We start from the raw sequence: 16,759 nt of genomic DNA on the forward strand, positions 1-16,759 counted from the left end.
CGTACCGTGGGACACACGGAATCGGGCTTCTGAAATGGGGCGAAAGTCTGTGGACTCTGTGTAAGACAGTACATGGTTTTTTAACTGTGGTATGCGACGGTGGTGGAAGCAGAAACTTAAATCGTGAGGTTTAGGAATCGCCGCACTTTTAGGGCGGCGAGGATGTCAAGCTACTGCCCTTACCTCCTTATTGTTTTTCTGGCTTTCATTTTAAGTTTTACCACATTTATAAGTGTATCCTAAGAGTGCGATCGCAGCGATTCACAGGAGAAGGAGTCTCAAGTATTTTCCCTGTTTTACTCCTTCTCAGGCGAACTATCGTCTTCCGTAAGGGATTGTAGCGCGGTATGTCGGATTCGCCTTTGTGTTCTCCCTTGACTGCCCCTCAACGCGATCGCTAACCCAAATTAAGCACGATTATATTGCCATAAAGCCGTAGAGGTTTGGTCTCCAACCCCTTGAGGACAAGATAGGCTGCACCCGCTCATTCTGTCGGTTGGAGAGGGGAAACCCGTTACTGATTCTGCTCACAGAGAAGGACTAATTTTATTGGTGTAGAATAGAGACAATTATTGAGAGAGAAAGAAAATGAGCACTATTTCCCTTGAAATTCCTGAAGAAATCTTAATTAGTCTCAAAGAAACTCCTGAAAATCTATCAAGAGAATTAAAAATATTGGCAGCCGTTAAACTTTTTGAACTTGACAAACTATCTTCAGGACGTGCAGCCCAATTAGCCGGAATGTCACGAGTAGAATTTTTAACTATTTTGGGGCGTTATCAAGTCTCCCCTTTTTCTTTAACGACTGAACAATTGGAACAAGATATTGTCAATGCCTAATCCTCAAGTCATTGTCAACACCTCTCCTCTACTGTACTTACATCAAGTGGGCTATTTGGAATTGCTCCAACGCTTGTATTCTCAAATCTTGACTCCTCCAGCAGTAATCGAAGAATTAGCAATCGGTAAAAATAAAGGAATTGATGTTCCCAATATTCAGGCAATTGAATGGATTTCAATTACTCTGGTTAAATTAGTCAGTCTAATTCCAGCTATTATTGATTTAGGGCAAGGAGAAGCTGAGGTCTTAGCTTTGGGATTAGAAAATCCAGGTAGTTTACTGATTTTTGATGATCAGTTAGCCCGACGTATTGCCAATTTATATCGCTTGAAATACTCAGGAACGCTTGGTGTTTTAGTTAAAGCGAAGCAGCAGGGCTATCTATCTTCTGTTGTTCCCGTTATTGCTAAGTTACGCCATCAAGGAATGTGGCTAACTGATAAGTAGTCGTGCAAAATTAATTTCCTAGTGAAGATAGGCAAGAGGCAAGAGGCAAGAGGCAAGAGGCAAGAGGTGGTTAGATATGTGTAATTAATTTTGCTTAGGTACTTAAAGTTGTCAATGATGTTCTTCGATTAGCTGGAGAGTAAGTATGCTTAAAAAAAAGGCTCTTCGTTACTTGGTATGGTTCGATAGGGGAGCATAAATCGACTAAATCCTTATCTGGCAAGAGACTTAATTGATTAGTTCGCTCTAGATCAAAAACAATTGACAAAAATCGCCAAATGTCTTTCTCTATAAGAGTTTCATTCCTTATAATCCTGTACGTTGCATAAGACAAACCGAAGAACCATCTGGGTTGTAATAAACCTACACCTGTCAGCATCCCACACCCCATCACCCCACTTCCCCGGGTTGAGTTAGCGGGTTCGGCTTCGATCTGTCAGAATACAAGTATTGAAACAACCCTTTTAAGAGGCTTCATGGTGGAAGTTAAAGTCGTCCCCCCGAAACGCAATTGGGTTCAGACGTGGTGGCAATCCCTGAATTCCTTATCTCGCTTACTGGTGATTGCTCTAGCTGCACCACTTGTCGTCCTGAATGTCTGGGCATTATCGGCAATTTTTGGCTATTTTGAATCTTTATTTGTTATTTTACTGATAGCGGCCGTTCTATCTTTTCTCTTGGGTTATCCGGTGACTTGGTTGGAACGTCAGGGATTAAAACGGGGTTTAGCTGCGATCGTGGTTTCCCTGATCACGATTTTAATTTTTGTGGCCGTGGGCATAACCCTAGTTCCCCTAGTCTTCACCCAAGCACAGCAATTTGTCAACAGATTGCCAGAATGGTTAGACTCGGGACAGCGCCAACTGATGCAACTAGATACCAAAATCGACACGATGAATCTACCGATTCCGATCAGTTTCGATGGTGTTATCGCTCAGTTTAACAGTCGTTTAGGGGCAGAATTGCAAATTCTAGCGGGAAGAAGCGTTAATTTAGCCCTTAATCTCACCGTTTTTACCGTGGTGCGAGTGCTTGATGTGCTGCTAACCATTATCCTCACCTTTTATCTACTTCTCCACAGTCCCGATATCTGGAGGAGTATTATCCAATGGTTGCCCAAACCCGTCCAACAACCCTTTTCTCTAACCCTACGCTTAAGTTTTCAGAATTACTTTGTCGGACAGGTGATTTGTGCCACCTGCATGGCCCTGGGATTAGTCACGGCATTTTTATCGATTAAAGTCCCTTTTGGTCTCCTATTCGGCCTCTTGATTGGCACCATGGCCTTAATCCCTTTTGGGGGAACTGTCGGCATTGTCACAGTGACAGCTTTACTAGCTTTGCGCGATATTGGTTTAGCTCTGCAAGTTTTAGCCGTAGCTGTAGTGGTGCAGCAAATTGTCGAAAACGGCATTGCTCCCCGGATTTTGGGCAGTGTCACGGGGTTAAATCCCTTTTGGGTGTTGGTTTCGGTCTTGACGGGGGCGCGAGTGGGCGGTTTACTGGGGGTGATTGTCGCGGTTCCCATGGCAGTAATGATTAAGGAAGCTTTGGAGGTTATCCGTCAAGTGACACCAGAGGAGACAAAATACGGGATAATTAAACCCTCTCTCCCCCTAGAATCGGAATCCTCTAGCGAGGTAGTTTCTCGCTGAAGAATGACTGACGGCATGATCTAGGGCGATGTGAGCAGTAATATTGGCCGGGATAAATCGGCAATTTTCTCGCAGGTTCTTGGCTTTTCTCCCTCGATCGAGTTATGATATCCATATTGGTAGATTAACTCCACTTGCCCTGATCGCCGTCCCTGGCGGATGCCTTGCCAGTCTCTGGAGTCTGACTTATGGGCAGATTAGCTAACCAATTGTCTCTAAACTCGGATAATTTTAAGAACGGGTCATTGTCTATCCCGATAAATAAGCAAAAAATCGATATTTTGGTTAAATAGGCTACATTAACAGCCAAGTTTCTATCGTAAGCTCGAAGTTAAGACATAAAGTCAATATCACCCTCCGATTGCAATGAGAAAATGTTTGAATCGCTTAATATTTGGGCTTTTCAGACATTTTTTTTGTGGATTGATACTAAATCCAGTTATTAAAAACTGATTTAGTATGACATGGACAAAAACCAACAGACCATGATCTGGAGAGATCGTCAAGAAAAGTATCAGAGTGAACTCTTGGAAAAGAATTGGTAAAATATAATTAGTAGGGAGAGTATTGCTGTTAATGTTTCGCTTTTTAACGAGACGTTAACCAAGCTCAAAAGCAAAAAATAGCAGTAATTTGCCAAAAGCTCAAAGCCAATGGCTGACTGCTCTATACATCTCTCGTATTCTTTACTTGTCGAGTTCAACACGACCCCTTTATGGAATCAAGCAACCCGTCAGGGAAGACTTCCGAACCTCCTAGTCATAGGTGGGCCAATTTACTCGGAACCATGATCGCAATTCTGACCCTAACGTTACCCTTGTTAGCGATTGGATATAACTCCACGCCTAACTATACCGAAGAACCCCTTACCGGTAACACATCCTACTCCCTAACGAGGCAAATGAGGTGACAGAATTGAGATAGACGATTGCCAAGGTAAAATTTTTTTTCTTCGTCCCGATCCCCCTTATGGGTAAAATTTGGATCGGAGTTAATCAAAGTGTGTTTTAATTTTGCTTGCGCTTTTAGGTGACTCTAAAGGCGCTATTGTCTTGTATTTGGAGAAAGCTTGTGGATTTATCGCGCATTCCTGCCCAACCGAAACCCGGTTTAATTAACGTTTTAGTGGAAATTACCGCCGGTAGTAAGAATAAATACGAGTTTGATAAGGATTTAAACGCCTTTGCTCTCGATCGCGTTCTCTATTCTTCGGTACAATATCCCTGTGATTATGGTTTTGTTCCCAATACCCTCGCCGATGACGGCGATCCTTTAGATGGTATGGTGATCATGGATCAGCCTACTTTCCCCGGCTGTGTGATTACGGCGCGTCCCATTGGTATGCTAGAAATGATCGATGGTGGTGATCGCGATGAAAAAATTCTCTGTGTTCCCGCTAAAGATCCCCGTTATGCAGAGGTAAAATCTCTCAAAGATGTCTCTCCCCATCGCTTGGAGGAAATCGCCGAGTTTTTCAAAACCTATAAGAATCTAGAGAAAAAAGTCACAGAAATTCTCGGTTGGAAAGATGTGGACGCAGTAAATGCTTTAGTTGAACAGTGTATTGCTGCTTATAAGTAAGGTTTGCGGCAAAAAGTTTGTTGCTGGGGTTAGGGGTTAGGAGTCGGGGGATAGGGTGATAGGGTGATAGGGTGATAGGGATTTAGGGGTTTAGGGGTGTTGAGGTTTTAGGGTTTTAGTTGAAATTCTCCCACTTCCCCACTTCCCCCACTTCCCCCACTTCCCCACTTCCCCCACTTCCCCACACCCCACACCCCACACCCCATACCCCACACCCCAATTTATGCGAATAGAAACCTTAAAATCGGGTTTAATCGTCTCCTGTCAAGCTCCAGTGGATTCATCTCTGCACGATCCCATAATTATTGCTGCCATGGCTCATGCTTGTGTGGATAGGGGTGCTTGTGGGGTAAGAATTGATAGTCCCGCTCATCTGAAAGCCACCCGTCAACAATTGCCGGATATACCGATAATTGGACTCTGGAAACGCAATTATCGCGATTGTTCGGTATATATTACTCCCAAATATCAAGATGCTCTCGCCATTGCCGATGCGGGTGCCGATATAATTGCCTTGGATGCTACCCCCAGAAAGCGTCCCGATGATGAAAATTTAGCCACAATTATCGATCGTATTCATCAAGAAACTGGTAAATTAGTCATGGCAGATATAGACTCGATCGAAAGTGCTATTTATGCCGTGGCAGCTGGTGCTGATATTGTCGGTACAACTCTTTACGGTTACACAGAAGCCACTAAACACCTGCAGCCGCCGAGTTTTTCTTTCCTAGAAGAATTAGTTACTAAGTTATCAGTTCCTGTTATCTGTGAGGGAGGAATATCGACTCCAACAGAAGCAAAAAAAGCCCTAGAAGTTGGTGCATATTCGGTAGTTGTCGGCACGGCAATTACTGGGATTGATTTAAAAACTACCGCTTTTTTACAAGGAATTTCATCAAAGGATTAATGGGAGGGACAAAAAACAAAAAGTTTAGCCGCGCCACCCAAAATGGCGACAACTAAAGGGATTAGAATTTCCCAGTTAGTAAATTCCTGATAGGCAATCCGTGCCGTTAATCCCTTGATTTCAGGGGTCAATCGCTTATGTAAAGCTTTAATATTTCCTTTTAACTCTCCCTTGAGTTCGGCCTTTCCGATTTCTAATTTTGTGAGACGTTCATCGATTTTGTCGAATTTTTGAGTAACATCTCTTTGTAGGTTTGGATTCCCTTCATATAAGTCTTACTAACTATATGGTCGCCGATAAACTGACCATCCATGCTACGCACCGACCGGGTGAAAGAAATTAGGTAAATCTAACACCGTATAAACTCCTCGTCAATAGCAAATCAGGTTATACTTCATCTTTCTGGGAAACGTCGGAGATTTTACCTCACCTCAACTGTAGCACTGGCATCATTGCCCAACACATCGACTAAGCAGACAGCGATCGCTCGTTTCCCTGCTGTCAACCCCGGTGCAGTCTTAACGAGTAATTTAGATAGTCAACAGCTTATCAACCCCATGTTTCCCTATTCTAAGCGCACAATCTCTCCACCTCTGGCTAGAGATAATTCTGCTGCCTGGAGGATTTTGACTAATTCCGTCCCTACCGATCCCGAAGATACAGGAGAATTAACACCCGTAGCCACCGACTCTAAAAAATGTTCGCACAATGCTTTCAGTGGTTCACCATCGGCAATAGGGATAGATTCCGTCTCCTGTCCCCGGGGAATAAAATAGGCTTCCTGACGTTCAAAATAGCCCTTTTGTCGGGTTAAAGGCGATCGAGAGTCTAATTCATTGAAAATTAAAGTCCCTTCGCTGCCAACCATCCCTAAACGTCGCTGTTTATCGGGATTCAACCAACAAAGGTGAATAGTCGCTTGAAAACCATCGCCATAGATCAGGGTTAACCAGACTAAATCGGCTAGATTAGGTTGTAGCCAAACTGTTCCTCGCGCTTGCACCGATACTGGTGTATTATTTAACCAATGATTAAAAATCGAGATATCGTGAATAGCCAGATCCCACAAAGCGGACACATCCTGACGCACTGGACCCAGGTGGGTGCGGGTGGCATAACCATAAAGAGGTTTACCGATGCCACCGGATTGCAGGACTTTTTGTCCGGTGATAACGGCCGGATGAAAAAGATAGGTATGATCAACTAATAAAATACGCTGTTTTTGCACCGCTAATGCCGTTAATTCGGCACATTCTTGGGAATTGAGGGTTAAGGGTTTTTCGGCCAGAACGTGATAACCTAAATTAAGAGCATCTTTAATCAGGGGATAATGGCTGATGGCGGGAGTAACGACGACTACGGCCGAGATTTCGGGGTGATTGCGAATAGATTCCCAGTCATTGGCTAAAATAACCTTATTAGTATCGAGATTAAATTGATCGCGACAGAGACGGAGTTTTTCGGGGGAGGGGTCAACGATCGCCACTACTTGCGCTGAGGGATGTTGAGAAAAATGACGGACGTAATGCACTCCCCAACGTCCTACCCCTAAAATAGCGATTCCTGTGGACATTTTGCTTACTCAGATAGATCAATCTAGTTTATTTTAAAAGGATTAGGCGCAATTGTTCATTGATTCTGAGAACTGGAAGGGATTATGTTAAAATTTTTTATCGATCGAGGGGGGACTTTTACCGATATAGTGGCGATAATCGATCGACCAGAAATTATTGAACGACTAGCTAGAGATGCCGCTAGATTTCTGATTGTTCCCCTTGCCGATCAACAGTGGATTGTTCTCTATAAACTGCTCTCGGAGAATCCCGAAAAATACCCAGATGCAGTCATTCAAGGGATCAAAGATATTAGCGGTTCCCTAGATAACATCGAAGTGATCAAAATGGGAACAACGGTAGCCACCAATGCGCTGTTAGAAAGAAAAGGAGAGCGCACGGTTTTGTTAATCACCAAAGGTTTTAAAGATGCCTTGAGAATTGGCTATCAAAATCGCCCCGATATTTTTGCCCGTCAAATTATTCTTCCTTCTTTATTATACGAACAAGTTATCGAAGTGGCCGAACGCTACGATAGTCAAGGACAAGAATTAATCGCCGTTAATCCCGCCCAAGTTAAAGCCGATTTAATACCAGTTTATCAAGCGGGTATCCGAAGTTGTGCGATTGTTTTTATGCACAGTTATCGTTATCCCGACCACGAAAAACAAGTGGCAGCCATTGCCGAAGAAATCGGCTTTACTCATCTAGCCATTTCCCATCAAGTCAGTCCTTTAATGAAACTGGTATCCCGGGGAGATACCACGGTAGTTTCTGCCTATCTATCGCCAATTTTACGCCGCTATGTTGATAGTATTAGCCAGCAATTACCGAAGACTAGCTTACTATTTATGAAATCCGATGGCGGTTTAGTCACCGCCGATAAATTTCAGGGCAAAGATAGCATTTTATCCGGTCCTGCGGGGGGAATAGTCGGGGCAGTACAAACCAGTTTAAGGGCGGGATTTAGCAAAATTATCAGTTTTGATATGGGAGGAACTAGCACCGATGTTTCTCATTTTCAAGGGGAATACGAGCGGCAAACAGATAACGAAATTGCCGGCGTAAGAATGCGAGCGCCGATGTTAAGTATTCACACAGTAGCTGCTGGTGGGGGTTCGATTTTAGTCTATGATGGTTATCGTTTTCGCGTTGGGCCAGAAAGTGCCGGAGCTAATCCCGGACCTGCCTGTTATCGACGAGGTGGACCTTTAACAATTACCGATGCTAATGTTTTGTTAGGAAAAATTCAAGCTGCCTATTTTCCCGCTATTTTTGGAGAAGAGGGAAATTTAAACCTAGATAGAGAGATTGTGCTGACAAAGTTTCAAGAATTGGCGGCAACAATGGGGGGTAATAATAGTCCTGAACTGCTGGCTGCTGGGTTTATTAAAATTGCCGTGGAAAATATGGCTAATGCGATTAAAAAAATCTCTCTGCAAAAGGGTTATGATCTCAGTGATTATACTCTTTGTACCTTTGGCGGTGCTGGAGGCCAAGTTGCCTGTTTAATTGCCGATACTCTGGGAATGAAAAGCATTTTTCTCCATCCCTACGCCGGGGTTTTAAGCGCCTACGGCATGGGTTTGGCTGATTTGAGGGTAATTAAAGAAAAAGCGATCGAACAGCCGTTAAATGCCGATTTAATCGGGGAGTTACTCCCGGAAATGAACGAATTAGAAGTTTTAGCGGGTCGGGAATTAGAGGGTTATAATCAGGTGCGGCAGCAAGTTAGTTTAAAATATCAAGGCAGTGATGCCACTTTAGCGGTTAATTTTAGCGATCAAATGCGTCAGGATTTTGAACGGGAACATCAAAGACGTTATGGGTTTAAGCAAGAACAAAAAGCTTTAATTGTTGAGTCCATCGCCGTGGAATTGATCCAGACTATGGACAGTCCCCAAGAAGCAATTTTAACTCGCACCCGTCCCATGAAAGAATTACCTCCTCTGCTCGATCGAGTAGCGGTTTTTATGGCTAATCAATGGCGGGAAACGCCAATTTATCAGCGTTCAGATCTGCAACCTTTTGATTGTCTCGCCGGACCAGCAATTATTATCGAAAAAATCAGCACGATTGTGATCGAACCGGGTTGGATGGCCAAATTAACGGAGAAAAATCATTTAATTCTCTCCAAAGATTAACTAGGGTTTGCGGCAAAAAGTTTTTCGTGGGGGTAGGGTGTGGGGTGTGGGGTTTTACCAGTTTTGAGGTGGCCAATTACCTAATTTTCAGGGAAAAAGTGCCTAAATTTCCCCCACTTTTTGATTTCAAAAAAGCCTAAAGATATAGCGTTTCCTAAGCTAGTGAGGTACACCTGTTTTTCTTCCCCTTTGCCTTTTGCCTCTTGCCTTTTGCCTAAAAACCATAACTTTTGTACCTCAGCAGACTGAAAAACGCTATATTATCCAACAAGGTTTTTAGCTTTATTCAGTAAACCCTACATAGAAATATCTACGGCAGTTATTCTAATTGATCAATTCTCATTTCGCCGAGGTATTTACGGAGATAGGGAGAAAAAACCTCGTAAATCAGGGTAAGGGGTTGGCGAGCGTGCCAAAATAGGTAATGACGACCCCAAAAAGCTCCTTTTTCCCCAAAAGCTATTTCTAATTCTGGGGAATGACCGTAATAAAGTCCCTGCACATCGCGATATAATTCCGTGTGCAGCCGCGAGAGACTTTCCCAAATCGGTAGGGAACGATTTTCTAGATATTCGTCCACTTGATTGGCGGACCACCAAGAAGCGGCATAGGCTAACCTTTGACCACTGGCTGTGCGTAACCAGACTTGACGACGCAATCTCGGTCCCGGAATCAGGCTAATTTTCATCGGTGCGCCATCCTCATCGTCGCCGATGGGGGACATATCGATCACATCCACTTCCGTTTTTTCACCGGTTAAAAGTTGTAAATGACGGGTGGGAGAACCATCGCCGAGAATTAAAATCTGCCAAGGAGGCGCGAGTTGGCTATGGGGTAAACCTTGTTTAACATCGGTTTCGTCTCCTTGCCAGAGAGGGGACAGGGAGTACCAAGGAGGATTAAGCAGGGGCTTTTCTTGGGGGTGGAGGATAGCAGTCAAGGTTTGTTACAAAACTTTATGATTTTTTCATTAATCATAACACGGGATTTTTGTCTGCTGGCGATAAAAGCGATCGCCTTGCTCTAATCCTCTCTAACTTTTTGGTTAGCAGATGCACTCTCGCCAAAGGAGATCGGCTATTTTGATCTTAACGATAGAAAGGTATCAATATCTGGAGGAGTTTTTGTAATCTTCTCAGGGCAATTAATTGTCGAATCTTGGGATTAATTTGGGGGGGATAAATGCTGGTGGCTAATTGTTCTTCTAGTAAGGCATATTCTGCCGCAGTTAGGGGTTGATTATCCAGGGGCGATCGAGCCGAAGTGATAATTTCTGCTCGTAAAACTTCTTCGGGAATATCTTCAGGAGAGGGCAAAGCAAGGGCTTTTAGGGGCGAGAAGAAACCGATCGAGATGAGGATGATAATTTTGATCGTTCGCTGCATTTACTTTAAACCGGGGGGCAATTTTTCTCGACACTGTTGATGAATTTCCCCGATTCTAGCAAACAACCAGGGATATTTTTGACGATAACTGGGAATTAGAGCCAGAGGACTGAGGAGGGCAGTGGCGGCAATATCGGCTACACTTAATTTATCCGCCACCAAATAGGGCTGATTTTGCCAATATTCTAGAATCTTGAGGGCATTTTCTAGGCGCTCCTCCGCTAGTTTTACCCTAGCTGGGGTGATTTTATATTGTTGTCGCACGATCTTAATAATTATTTGACTACTCAGGGAGGGATCGATCGCTTTTCCCTCTCCAGCGCGATAATTATAATAGACAAATCTCGTCGCTACTCCAATACTTTCATCTAACCAATCCTCTAGTAACCAAGCCTGATTTTTCTCCTTTTCCCCAGCGGGAATAAAAGAGGGGACAGGAACTACTTTTTCTAAATATTTTAAAATGGCAGTAGAATCGGCAATAATCTCATCTGCTGTCATTAAAACGGGGACAGTGGTTAACCCTTTGGTTAGGGACCTGAGTTTGAGAATATGTAGTCCGGGGGTGAGATTTTCTACTTGGTAATCAATCCCCTTATAACCTAGGGCTAAACGAGCTTTGCGACAGTAATGAGAGGTGCTAAATTGAAGTAAAAGCATTAATTGTTGTTGATTGCTATAGTAGTTATCAGTTATCAGTTATCAGATTTGAGTTTTAAGTGAGCAGTATGTATTAAGCGAGCAGTATTATTCCTACTGTGTTTTCACTGTTTGCTGTTTACTGATTACTGTTTAGTGATCACTGATTACTGAATTGCCAATAAATATATACTATGAGTAAACCCCCCCTTTTTTCGGCTGTTTCTCCTCCTGATGCGACTAATTCCCAAGCAAAAGATCCCTGGTTAGCGGTCAATCTCTCGATGTTTTTCCCCGGTTTGGGACAATGGTATGCTAACAAAAACCAAAAAGCAACCATTTGGGCGATCGCTCAAGTAATATTAATAATTGTGACAATTTGGTCAATTTTTAGCCCCAATGGCCCTGTAAGCTGGGGATTAGGGGGAATAGTTGCTCTGGTTATCGTTTACATTAGCAATATTTTTGACGCTCACTGGACTGTTTATGATTCCAGACAGAATAACAGCTTAGAGAAAATTCCCCGGAAACAAAAAAACCCATGGTTTGCCGTCTTCGCTAACCGGATTATGCCAGGTTTGGGGCAATTGTACGCTGATAAGGTGAGATTAGGGATAATTTTTCTGACTATATCCCAGATTAGCCTGAAAATGGATCATTTTTTCACCAATATCCTCTTTCTTACCCCTTTAGTTACAGTGATCGCTATTTATCACGTTTATCACACTTTCCCTGATCAATTCCACCCCCATCGTCACACCTATCGTTCCATTTTGGCACTGATGGTGGGAGTGATTTTTACTTGGGGAATTATCTGTAATTATTTTCCCAATTGGTTACATCAAAAAATAGAATTTTTCCAGATTCCGAGCGAATCCATGCTACCTACCCTCGCAATAGGTGATCGCGTTTTCGTCAGTCAATCTGGTAATTATCAAGCGAAAAGAGGCGATATAATTGTTTTTAGAACTCCGGAAAAAATTAGGCAACTAGATCCTAAGTCTGGAGATTTTTTTATCAAACGAGTCATCGCTATTGCCGGAGATACCATTGAAATCCGCAGGGGTAAAGTTTATCTCAACTGGCAAGTTATCCAAGAACCCTACACTGCCGAGTTGGGCAATTATGAAATAGAATTTATGACTGTACCCCCAAAAAATCTGTTTGTTTTGGGAGATAATCGTAACCATAGTTTTGATTCCCATGCTTGGGGTTTTTTGCCAGAAAGTTATATCATTGGTCAAGCCTATAAAGTTTACTGGCCCCTCGATCGTGTCCAGTCTTTGTTATGATGCGGATGACTATTGATTTTCAGCTATCTTCAAGGGGTAATTTTAATCCTATCTACTTATTAGCGAGGAAAAACCTAACCGCAAGAATTTTGGCTCTCTTGGATTTGGTGGGTAAAGTGTATTCTAAGATACATTCCTCCTAGCGAGGGGGTGGAACGAACCACAAAGACACAAAGGACACAAAGATTAATCGATCATATAGTAAGTTAAACTTATCACACAGAACCTAGAAGAGCCGAATTTTTAGGTGAATCCTAATTGAGATGGGAGTCTTTGGGAATAACATCCAAACCGAGGAGAACCTTTTGGGTATTGGACATATCGCCGATAATTCTTTGTAGGGGTGGGGGAAGTTGTTTGACTAAAGTAGGAGTTACGAGAATTTTATCCTGTTCCGCTAATTGCGGCTGTTCGAGAACATCAATTATTTCTACCGTATAAAGATCGGATAACTCCTCGCGACAGATACGAAAAATATTAGCGATCGCCCTCTGGGATTTACTTGAATCACCCATAATGTAGAGTTTGAGAAGATATTGACTCATGATTGCGTGTTATTGAATAGTTTAATGTTGCTGAGACCGATATAGTATTTACGATAGAAAGAGACGAGATAACCCATCAATTCCAAGACCATGAGACGACCTTCGCTAACGTAGGCCTGCGCTTTGGCCAGGGTGACATCCTGATTTTTTTGGCGTAGGGTGGTAGTATGAATGTCCACCACATCGCGAGGACTAGCTTTTAAGAATCCTAGCTTATCAGCCAAGCTTCGCAGTCGTTCCGATAGATTATGTTCCACTTTGTATGCTTGTTCTTCTAAAGCTAAATCTAATAAATCTCCGTAATTTTGGACTAATTCTTGAAAAATATCGGGAATACTCTGCCTTATTGCCTCAGAACCGAACATTTTCGCTGTGATGCTAGTTTGTCCTCCCTTGATTAACTGTTCCAGTTCGCGAAATTCTTCTTCCTGTTGTTGATGTTTAAGATTGAGGATATATTGCTGACGCTCGATCGCCACACGAATTTGATAGACTAAAAGACTACTATCGATATTATTTAACTGAATATAACCATCAGCACCGAGTTGAAAGGCTCTAACGACTAATTTCTCATCATTGCTAGTAGTTTGAACCACTATCGGTATAGCAGCGGCTAATTCTCTGGTTTTGACTAGAATATTTAAGCCGGGGGGGACGGAGATTTCCAAGCTTAAGAGGATGAGATCAAATTTCTCCCCTGCCAGTTTTTCGGCAGTTTCCTGTAGATCCTGAGCTTGGGTGAGGGTAAAAGTCAACCCCTCAGCCAGAGAACATTGGGGGGCCTTTAACAGCAATCTCTGGATTAATTTAACAGTCGTCGGTTCGTCCTCTATCAATAAAATTCTACAGAGATCCCTAGTCATTGTTAATCGATCGCTAAAATTATCTTTTTTCCCCCTACTCTCATAGTAAGCCCATCTTTGGGAAACTCAAGGACAAAATCACAACATATCTCCGGCAAAAGTGAGATTTTAATGGCGACCTTGCTCTTAAATTCCTTAATTTAACGATTTTTCCTGAAAAAGATCGCTTTTCTACTCCAAGGAAACAATCTATTTCCTTTTTCTCCCCATTTCCCCACTTCCCCACTTCCTCACTTCCCTACTTCCCTACTTCCCCACCTCCCCACTTCCCCACTTCCTCACTTCCCTCACCTATTTTGACTGGATTCGGCGAATTGCCACCACTGCCGGCCGGGGAGGTTGATTAACTTGACCACTGGGCCAATTCGACCCTAGGGGTACTTGTCGCATTTGTTCAAATTCCTGCCCATTAGTGGTTTTAAGGGCAAATTTACGGTTTTCAAAGGCCAAATCCCGACGAATTCCCCCCGCTTCCCCCGGATGTTGTACTGCCAAAAATAACGTCTCTTGGTCGGGAGTAAAGTACAATCCCGTTAATTCCGCATCCATGGGAGCGATAGCAAAAGGATAGGGATGCTCTTGACCCTTGGCAAACACCCAAGCGCTATTATTGCCAAAAATCCCCAATAAATCCCGTTGACTAACCGGGACCCCTTGGGGATAACGAGTTTTCATCTCTCGATTTAACCCACCCGTGGAAATATCGCTAACCATCCAGAGATTTCCCTGTTTATCGAAAGCGAGGTTATCGGGATTAGAAAAACCCTCACCTTTCTCTGTAGGTTCCCCTCCATAAGCGACCACATCCCAACGAAAACTTAAGGAAGCAGCATCGTTATTATCTTCCCTTAAGCTGATAATCCAACCAAATTCGTAGGGTATTTCGCCATTTGGTCCCTTAAATATCTCCTTATCGGCTCCTCCCTCCGCTTGACTGGGACTACCAGAGGTAAAGGTTATATATAAAGTGCCATTCTCGTCCACTTCCGTATCTTCTGGCCGACCAGTACAAGTGATCCCAACGGCGTTAGCGGCAAAATGAGCATCGATGAGAATTGCTCCCTGTTTTTCCGTTCCATTACCTTCATACAGGTCTGCGAGGGTCTTATATTTAGATTTGTAGGCTAGAATCTCCTCATCGTCCTTAAATAACAGTAATTGATTATCATTGACCGTTCTTTCGGGATTCGGCAAAGCTACCACCCCATCCCCGCGACTAGCGGCAATTTGACTCGGTAGGACGGGATTTATCTCCGTTTCGGGATTTAAGGGGATCCAATAACCGGTTTTATCGGGGTTGAATTTCGCCCCGTAAAGCATTCCTTTTTCTAGGAGTTTAGAGTTATTTTTGTCTTTAATATCGCTAATTTTGCCCTCGGAGACGAATTTATAGACATGACCGCCTCTGCGATCGCATCCTGAATAAACCGCCAAGGGTTGCCCCGTTTGAGCGAGAAAAGCGACCGCTTCATGGCGAAAACGCCCTAACCAAGTGTGTTTTGTGCCGTAATCGTCGGGATTGGCCGGATCCACCTCCACCATCCAACCGTATTTATTTCCCGCTAACCCAAAAACGTTACCCCGGCCATCCACTTCCCCACTATTGAGAATAAAGGGGGTAGTATCGGGATGCAAAGAAGAACCATCTTTTAACACTACCTCGGTCACTTGGTCTTGAAAGTTCTCCTCGGCACTAAATACGGTCCCCCAGGGAGTTGTTCCCCCGGCGCAATTTTGAAACGTTCCGATAATTTTTGACCCTAATCCGTCATCGTAGCCAAGTTTATTGGTTTTGGTAAAAATTGCTACAGCAGGACCGGTGGCTTTCAGGTAACGACCGTCCTTTAGTCCAGAGATACCGGTAATGCGGCGATCAGCTTTACTATAGGTACGTTGCCATTTTCCCGTTTGATCTTTAGCCAGGGAAATTACGCCAATTCCCTGATCAATTAAACCTTCTAGGGAGATTTCCTCGATTTTTGCCCTTAAGCTGGCATCTTGCAGGCGATAGGCGGCAATTTCGCCCTTTTCGTTCGTTTTTTCCCGTACTTCCTGGACGGGTAGGGTTTTACCGATCACTTGTTCAAAGGTTTGTAGCCAAGTACGACCACTGATATATTCAAAATTAACGGTTAGATAACCTTGACCCGGACTAGTTTCGATAAAAGATAGATAATCATTGTTATAACCGAAACGGGAATCACCCACTTTATCCCCCCACTGTGCCAGCACATCATAGGTGAATCCTTGAGGAAGAACGAGATCATCTAGGACTTTATAGGTTTGATAGGCATTTTTTTGGCTTTCATCGCTCATGCCGTCAATTTTTAAGGGAATCGGCAGTTTGACTGGAGAAAAGTTTAAGCCAAAACTATTGGCAGCGATCGCAGGACTGCTAATCAGAGAGGAATATTTTTTCTCTTGCAGACTGAAAAAAGAGACACCAGCAGTGGCAGTTAAAAAGGTGAGGAAATTACGGCGAGAAATACTCATATTTTCAGAAATAAAGTCAAAACTGGTGTTAAGACCTTGATTAGGTTAAATTTTATTACATAAGCTTGACATAGGAATTATACAGTATGCAAGTTATGACTAAGTTAACAGCCAGTTAAAAGTATCGGGATTGGAGGCTAGGGGTGAGGGAGTGAGGAGTGGGGAGTGGCAAGTGGGGAGAAGGGAGCAAAAAGCGTTCTTGTTAGTGAGCTTAATGATACTAAATCCAGCTATTAAAGACTGATTATCTATTGCCCGTTTTGCCTATTGCCTGTCCTGATATGTGGCCTATACTCAACGAATTTATCGCGTTTCCTAAGCTAGTGAGGTACGCCTATTTTTCTTCTCTTTTGCCTCTTGCCCTTTGCCTAAAACCCATAACTTTTGTACCTCAGCAGACTGAAAAACGCTATA

Annotated in this window: 15 protein-coding genes and 1 pseudogene; 8 read left to right on the top strand and 8 right to left on the bottom strand. The window is 43.3% G+C overall.

The genetic code is table 11. The features are described 5' to 3' along the window. The first annotated feature begins 588 nt into the window (after positions 1–588). The 6 genes from IM496_RS11130 to IM496_RS11150 all read left to right on the top strand — a co-directional run bounded on the left by IM496_RS11130 (position 589) and on the right by IM496_RS11150 (position 5,431). Positions 589–840 (top strand): UPF0175 family protein, encoded by a 252-nt coding sequence (locus IM496_RS11130; RefSeq protein ID WP_002764591.1) that lies wholly within the window; start codon positions 589–591, stop codon positions 838–840. Then, positions 833–1,288, top strand: coding sequence for a PIN domain-containing protein (locus tag IM496_RS11135; RefSeq protein ID WP_287661938.1), 456 nt, complete (start codon positions 833–835; stop codon positions 1,286–1,288). Before IM496_RS11130 ends, IM496_RS11135 begins: the two co-directional genes overlap by 8 nt. Positions 1,289–1,764: 476 nt before the next feature. Then, on the top strand, positions 1,765–2,943 hold the full coding sequence (locus tag IM496_RS11140; protein ID WP_149986983.1) for an AI-2E family transporter: 1,179 nt from the start codon (positions 1,765–1,767) through the stop codon (positions 2,941–2,943). A 715-nt stretch (positions 2,944–3,658) separates the two neighbouring features. Beyond that, a complete protein-coding gene (locus IM496_RS22710; RefSeq protein WP_012267246.1) occupies positions 3,659–3,853 on the top strand; it encodes a TLTLP motif-containing protein in 195 nt (64 codons plus the stop codon). 161 nt (positions 3,854–4,014) lie between these two features. After that, positions 4,015–4,524 carry an inorganic diphosphatase gene (locus IM496_RS11145; RefSeq protein WP_002770856.1) on the top strand — a complete coding sequence of 170 codons (510 nt, stop codon included), beginning with the start codon at positions 4,015–4,017 and terminating at the stop codon, positions 4,522–4,524. 223 nt (positions 4,525–4,747) lie between these two features. Further along, the gene (locus IM496_RS11150) at positions 4,748–5,431 is read left to right on the top strand and encodes an N-acetylmannosamine-6-phosphate 2-epimerase (protein ID WP_287661939.1); all 684 of its coding nucleotides are present in this window, start codon (positions 4,748–4,750) and stop codon (positions 5,429–5,431) included. Here IM496_RS11150 and IM496_RS11155 read toward each other — a convergent pair. After that, a pseudogene (locus tag IM496_RS11155) lies at positions 5,428–5,670 on the bottom strand (DUF4164 domain-containing protein); the annotation flags it as partial. The gene IM496_RS11150 and the pseudogene IM496_RS11155 overlap by 4 nt on opposite strands. Before the next feature lie 326 nt (positions 5,671–5,996). Next, entirely contained in the window at positions 5,997–7,004 is a 1,008-nt protein-coding gene (locus tag IM496_RS11160) for a Gfo/Idh/MocA family protein (RefSeq protein ID WP_194013274.1), read from the bottom strand. Positions 7,005–7,088: 84 nt separating this feature from the next. Between IM496_RS11160 and IM496_RS11165 the strand changes: the two genes are divergently transcribed. Beyond that, positions 7,089–9,128, top strand: a complete 2,040-nt coding sequence (locus IM496_RS11165; RefSeq protein ID WP_287661940.1) for a hydantoinase/oxoprolinase family protein — start codon at positions 7,089–7,091, stop codon at positions 9,126–9,128. 319 nt (positions 9,129–9,447) lie between these two features. Here IM496_RS11165 and IM496_RS11170 read toward each other — a convergent pair whose 3' ends face one another. From IM496_RS11170 to IM496_RS11180, 3 genes are all read right to left on the bottom strand, one after another. Next, positions 9,448–10,068: a chorismate lyase gene (locus IM496_RS11170; RefSeq protein ID WP_193957480.1), complete on the bottom strand. Its 621-nt coding sequence runs from the start codon at positions 10,066–10,068 to the stop codon at positions 9,448–9,450. A gap of 148 nt (positions 10,069–10,216) precedes the next feature. Further along, entirely contained in the window at positions 10,217–10,513 is a 297-nt protein-coding gene (locus tag IM496_RS11175; protein ID WP_194013271.1) for a glutathione S-transferase, read from the bottom strand. Further along, a complete protein-coding gene (locus tag IM496_RS11180) occupies positions 10,514–11,173 on the bottom strand; it encodes a glutathione S-transferase family protein (protein ID WP_194013270.1) in 660 nt (219 codons plus the stop codon). A 173-nt stretch (positions 11,174–11,346) separates the two neighbouring features. Here IM496_RS11180 and lepB point away from each other — a divergent pair, with 173 nt between their 5' ends. Beyond that, positions 11,347–12,444 carry a signal peptidase I gene (gene lepB / locus IM496_RS11185; RefSeq protein WP_287661941.1) on the top strand — a complete coding sequence of 366 codons (1,098 nt, stop codon included), beginning with the start codon at positions 11,347–11,349 and terminating at the stop codon, positions 12,442–12,444. Positions 12,445–12,698: 254 nt separating this feature from the next. Here the strand turns inward: lepB and IM496_RS11190 are convergent, their stop codons facing one another. From IM496_RS11190 to IM496_RS11200, 3 genes are all read right to left on the bottom strand, one after another. Continuing rightward, complete coding sequence (locus IM496_RS11190; protein WP_002752661.1) at positions 12,699–12,989, bottom strand: circadian clock KaiB family protein; 291 nt, start codon at positions 12,987–12,989, stop codon at positions 12,699–12,701. Next, complete coding sequence (locus tag IM496_RS11195) at positions 12,986–13,852, bottom strand: response regulator (RefSeq protein ID WP_194013268.1); 867 nt, start codon at positions 13,850–13,852, stop codon at positions 12,986–12,988. The genes IM496_RS11190 and IM496_RS11195 overlap by 4 nt, the downstream gene beginning before the upstream one ends. Before the next feature lie 291 nt (positions 13,853–14,143). After that, positions 14,144–16,345, bottom strand: a complete 2,202-nt coding sequence (locus IM496_RS11200) for a PhoX family protein (RefSeq protein ID WP_287661942.1) — start codon at positions 16,343–16,345, stop codon at positions 14,144–14,146. Positions 16,346–16,759 lie beyond the last annotated feature (414 nt).

This window comes from Microcystis sp. M049S2 (assembly GCF_020245625.1).
In the GTDB taxonomy this organism is placed as follows: Bacteria; Cyanobacteriota; Cyanobacteriia; order Cyanobacteriales; family Microcystaceae; genus Microcystis; species Microcystis ichthyoblabe_A.

Excerpts from the sequence above, each read along its gene's own strand:
- IM496_RS11200 (WP_287661942.1), bottom strand. The coding sequence starts at position 16,345 with ATGAGTATTTCTCGCCGTAATTTCCTCACCTTTTTAACTGCCACTGCT.
- IM496_RS11165 (WP_287661940.1), top strand. The coding sequence starts at position 7,089 with ATGTTAAAATTTTTTATCGATCGAGGGGGGACTTTTACCGATATAGTG.
- lepB (WP_287661941.1), top strand. The coding sequence starts at position 11,347 with ATGAGTAAACCCCCCCTTTTTTCGGCTGTTTCTCCTCCTGATGCGACT.
- IM496_RS11130 (WP_002764591.1), top strand. The coding sequence starts at position 589 with ATGAGCACTATTTCCCTTGAAATTCCTGAAGAAATCTTAATTAGTCTC.
- IM496_RS11190 (WP_002752661.1), bottom strand. The coding sequence starts at position 12,989 with ATGAGTCAATATCTTCTCAAACTCTACATTATGGGTGATTCAAGTAAA.
- IM496_RS11175 (WP_194013271.1), bottom strand. The coding sequence starts at position 10,513 with ATGCAGCGAACGATCAAAATTATCATCCTCATCTCGATCGGTTTCTTC.
- IM496_RS11180 (WP_194013270.1), bottom strand. The coding sequence starts at position 11,173 with ATGCTTTTACTTCAATTTAGCACCTCTCATTACTGTCGCAAAGCTCGT.
- IM496_RS11160 (WP_194013274.1), bottom strand. The coding sequence starts at position 7,004 with ATGTCCACAGGAATCGCTATTTTAGGGGTAGGACGTTGGGGAGTGCAT.
- IM496_RS22710 (WP_012267246.1), top strand. The coding sequence starts at position 3,659 with ATGGAATCAAGCAACCCGTCAGGGAAGACTTCCGAACCTCCTAGTCAT.
- IM496_RS11135 (WP_287661938.1), top strand. The coding sequence starts at position 833 with ATGCCTAATCCTCAAGTCATTGTCAACACCTCTCCTCTACTGTACTTA.
- IM496_RS11150 (WP_287661939.1), top strand. The coding sequence starts at position 4,748 with ATGCGAATAGAAACCTTAAAATCGGGTTTAATCGTCTCCTGTCAAGCT.
- IM496_RS11140 (WP_149986983.1), top strand. The coding sequence starts at position 1,765 with ATGGTGGAAGTTAAAGTCGTCCCCCCGAAACGCAATTGGGTTCAGACG.
- IM496_RS11195 (WP_194013268.1), bottom strand. The coding sequence starts at position 13,852 with ATGACTAGGGATCTCTGTAGAATTTTATTGATAGAGGACGAACCGACG.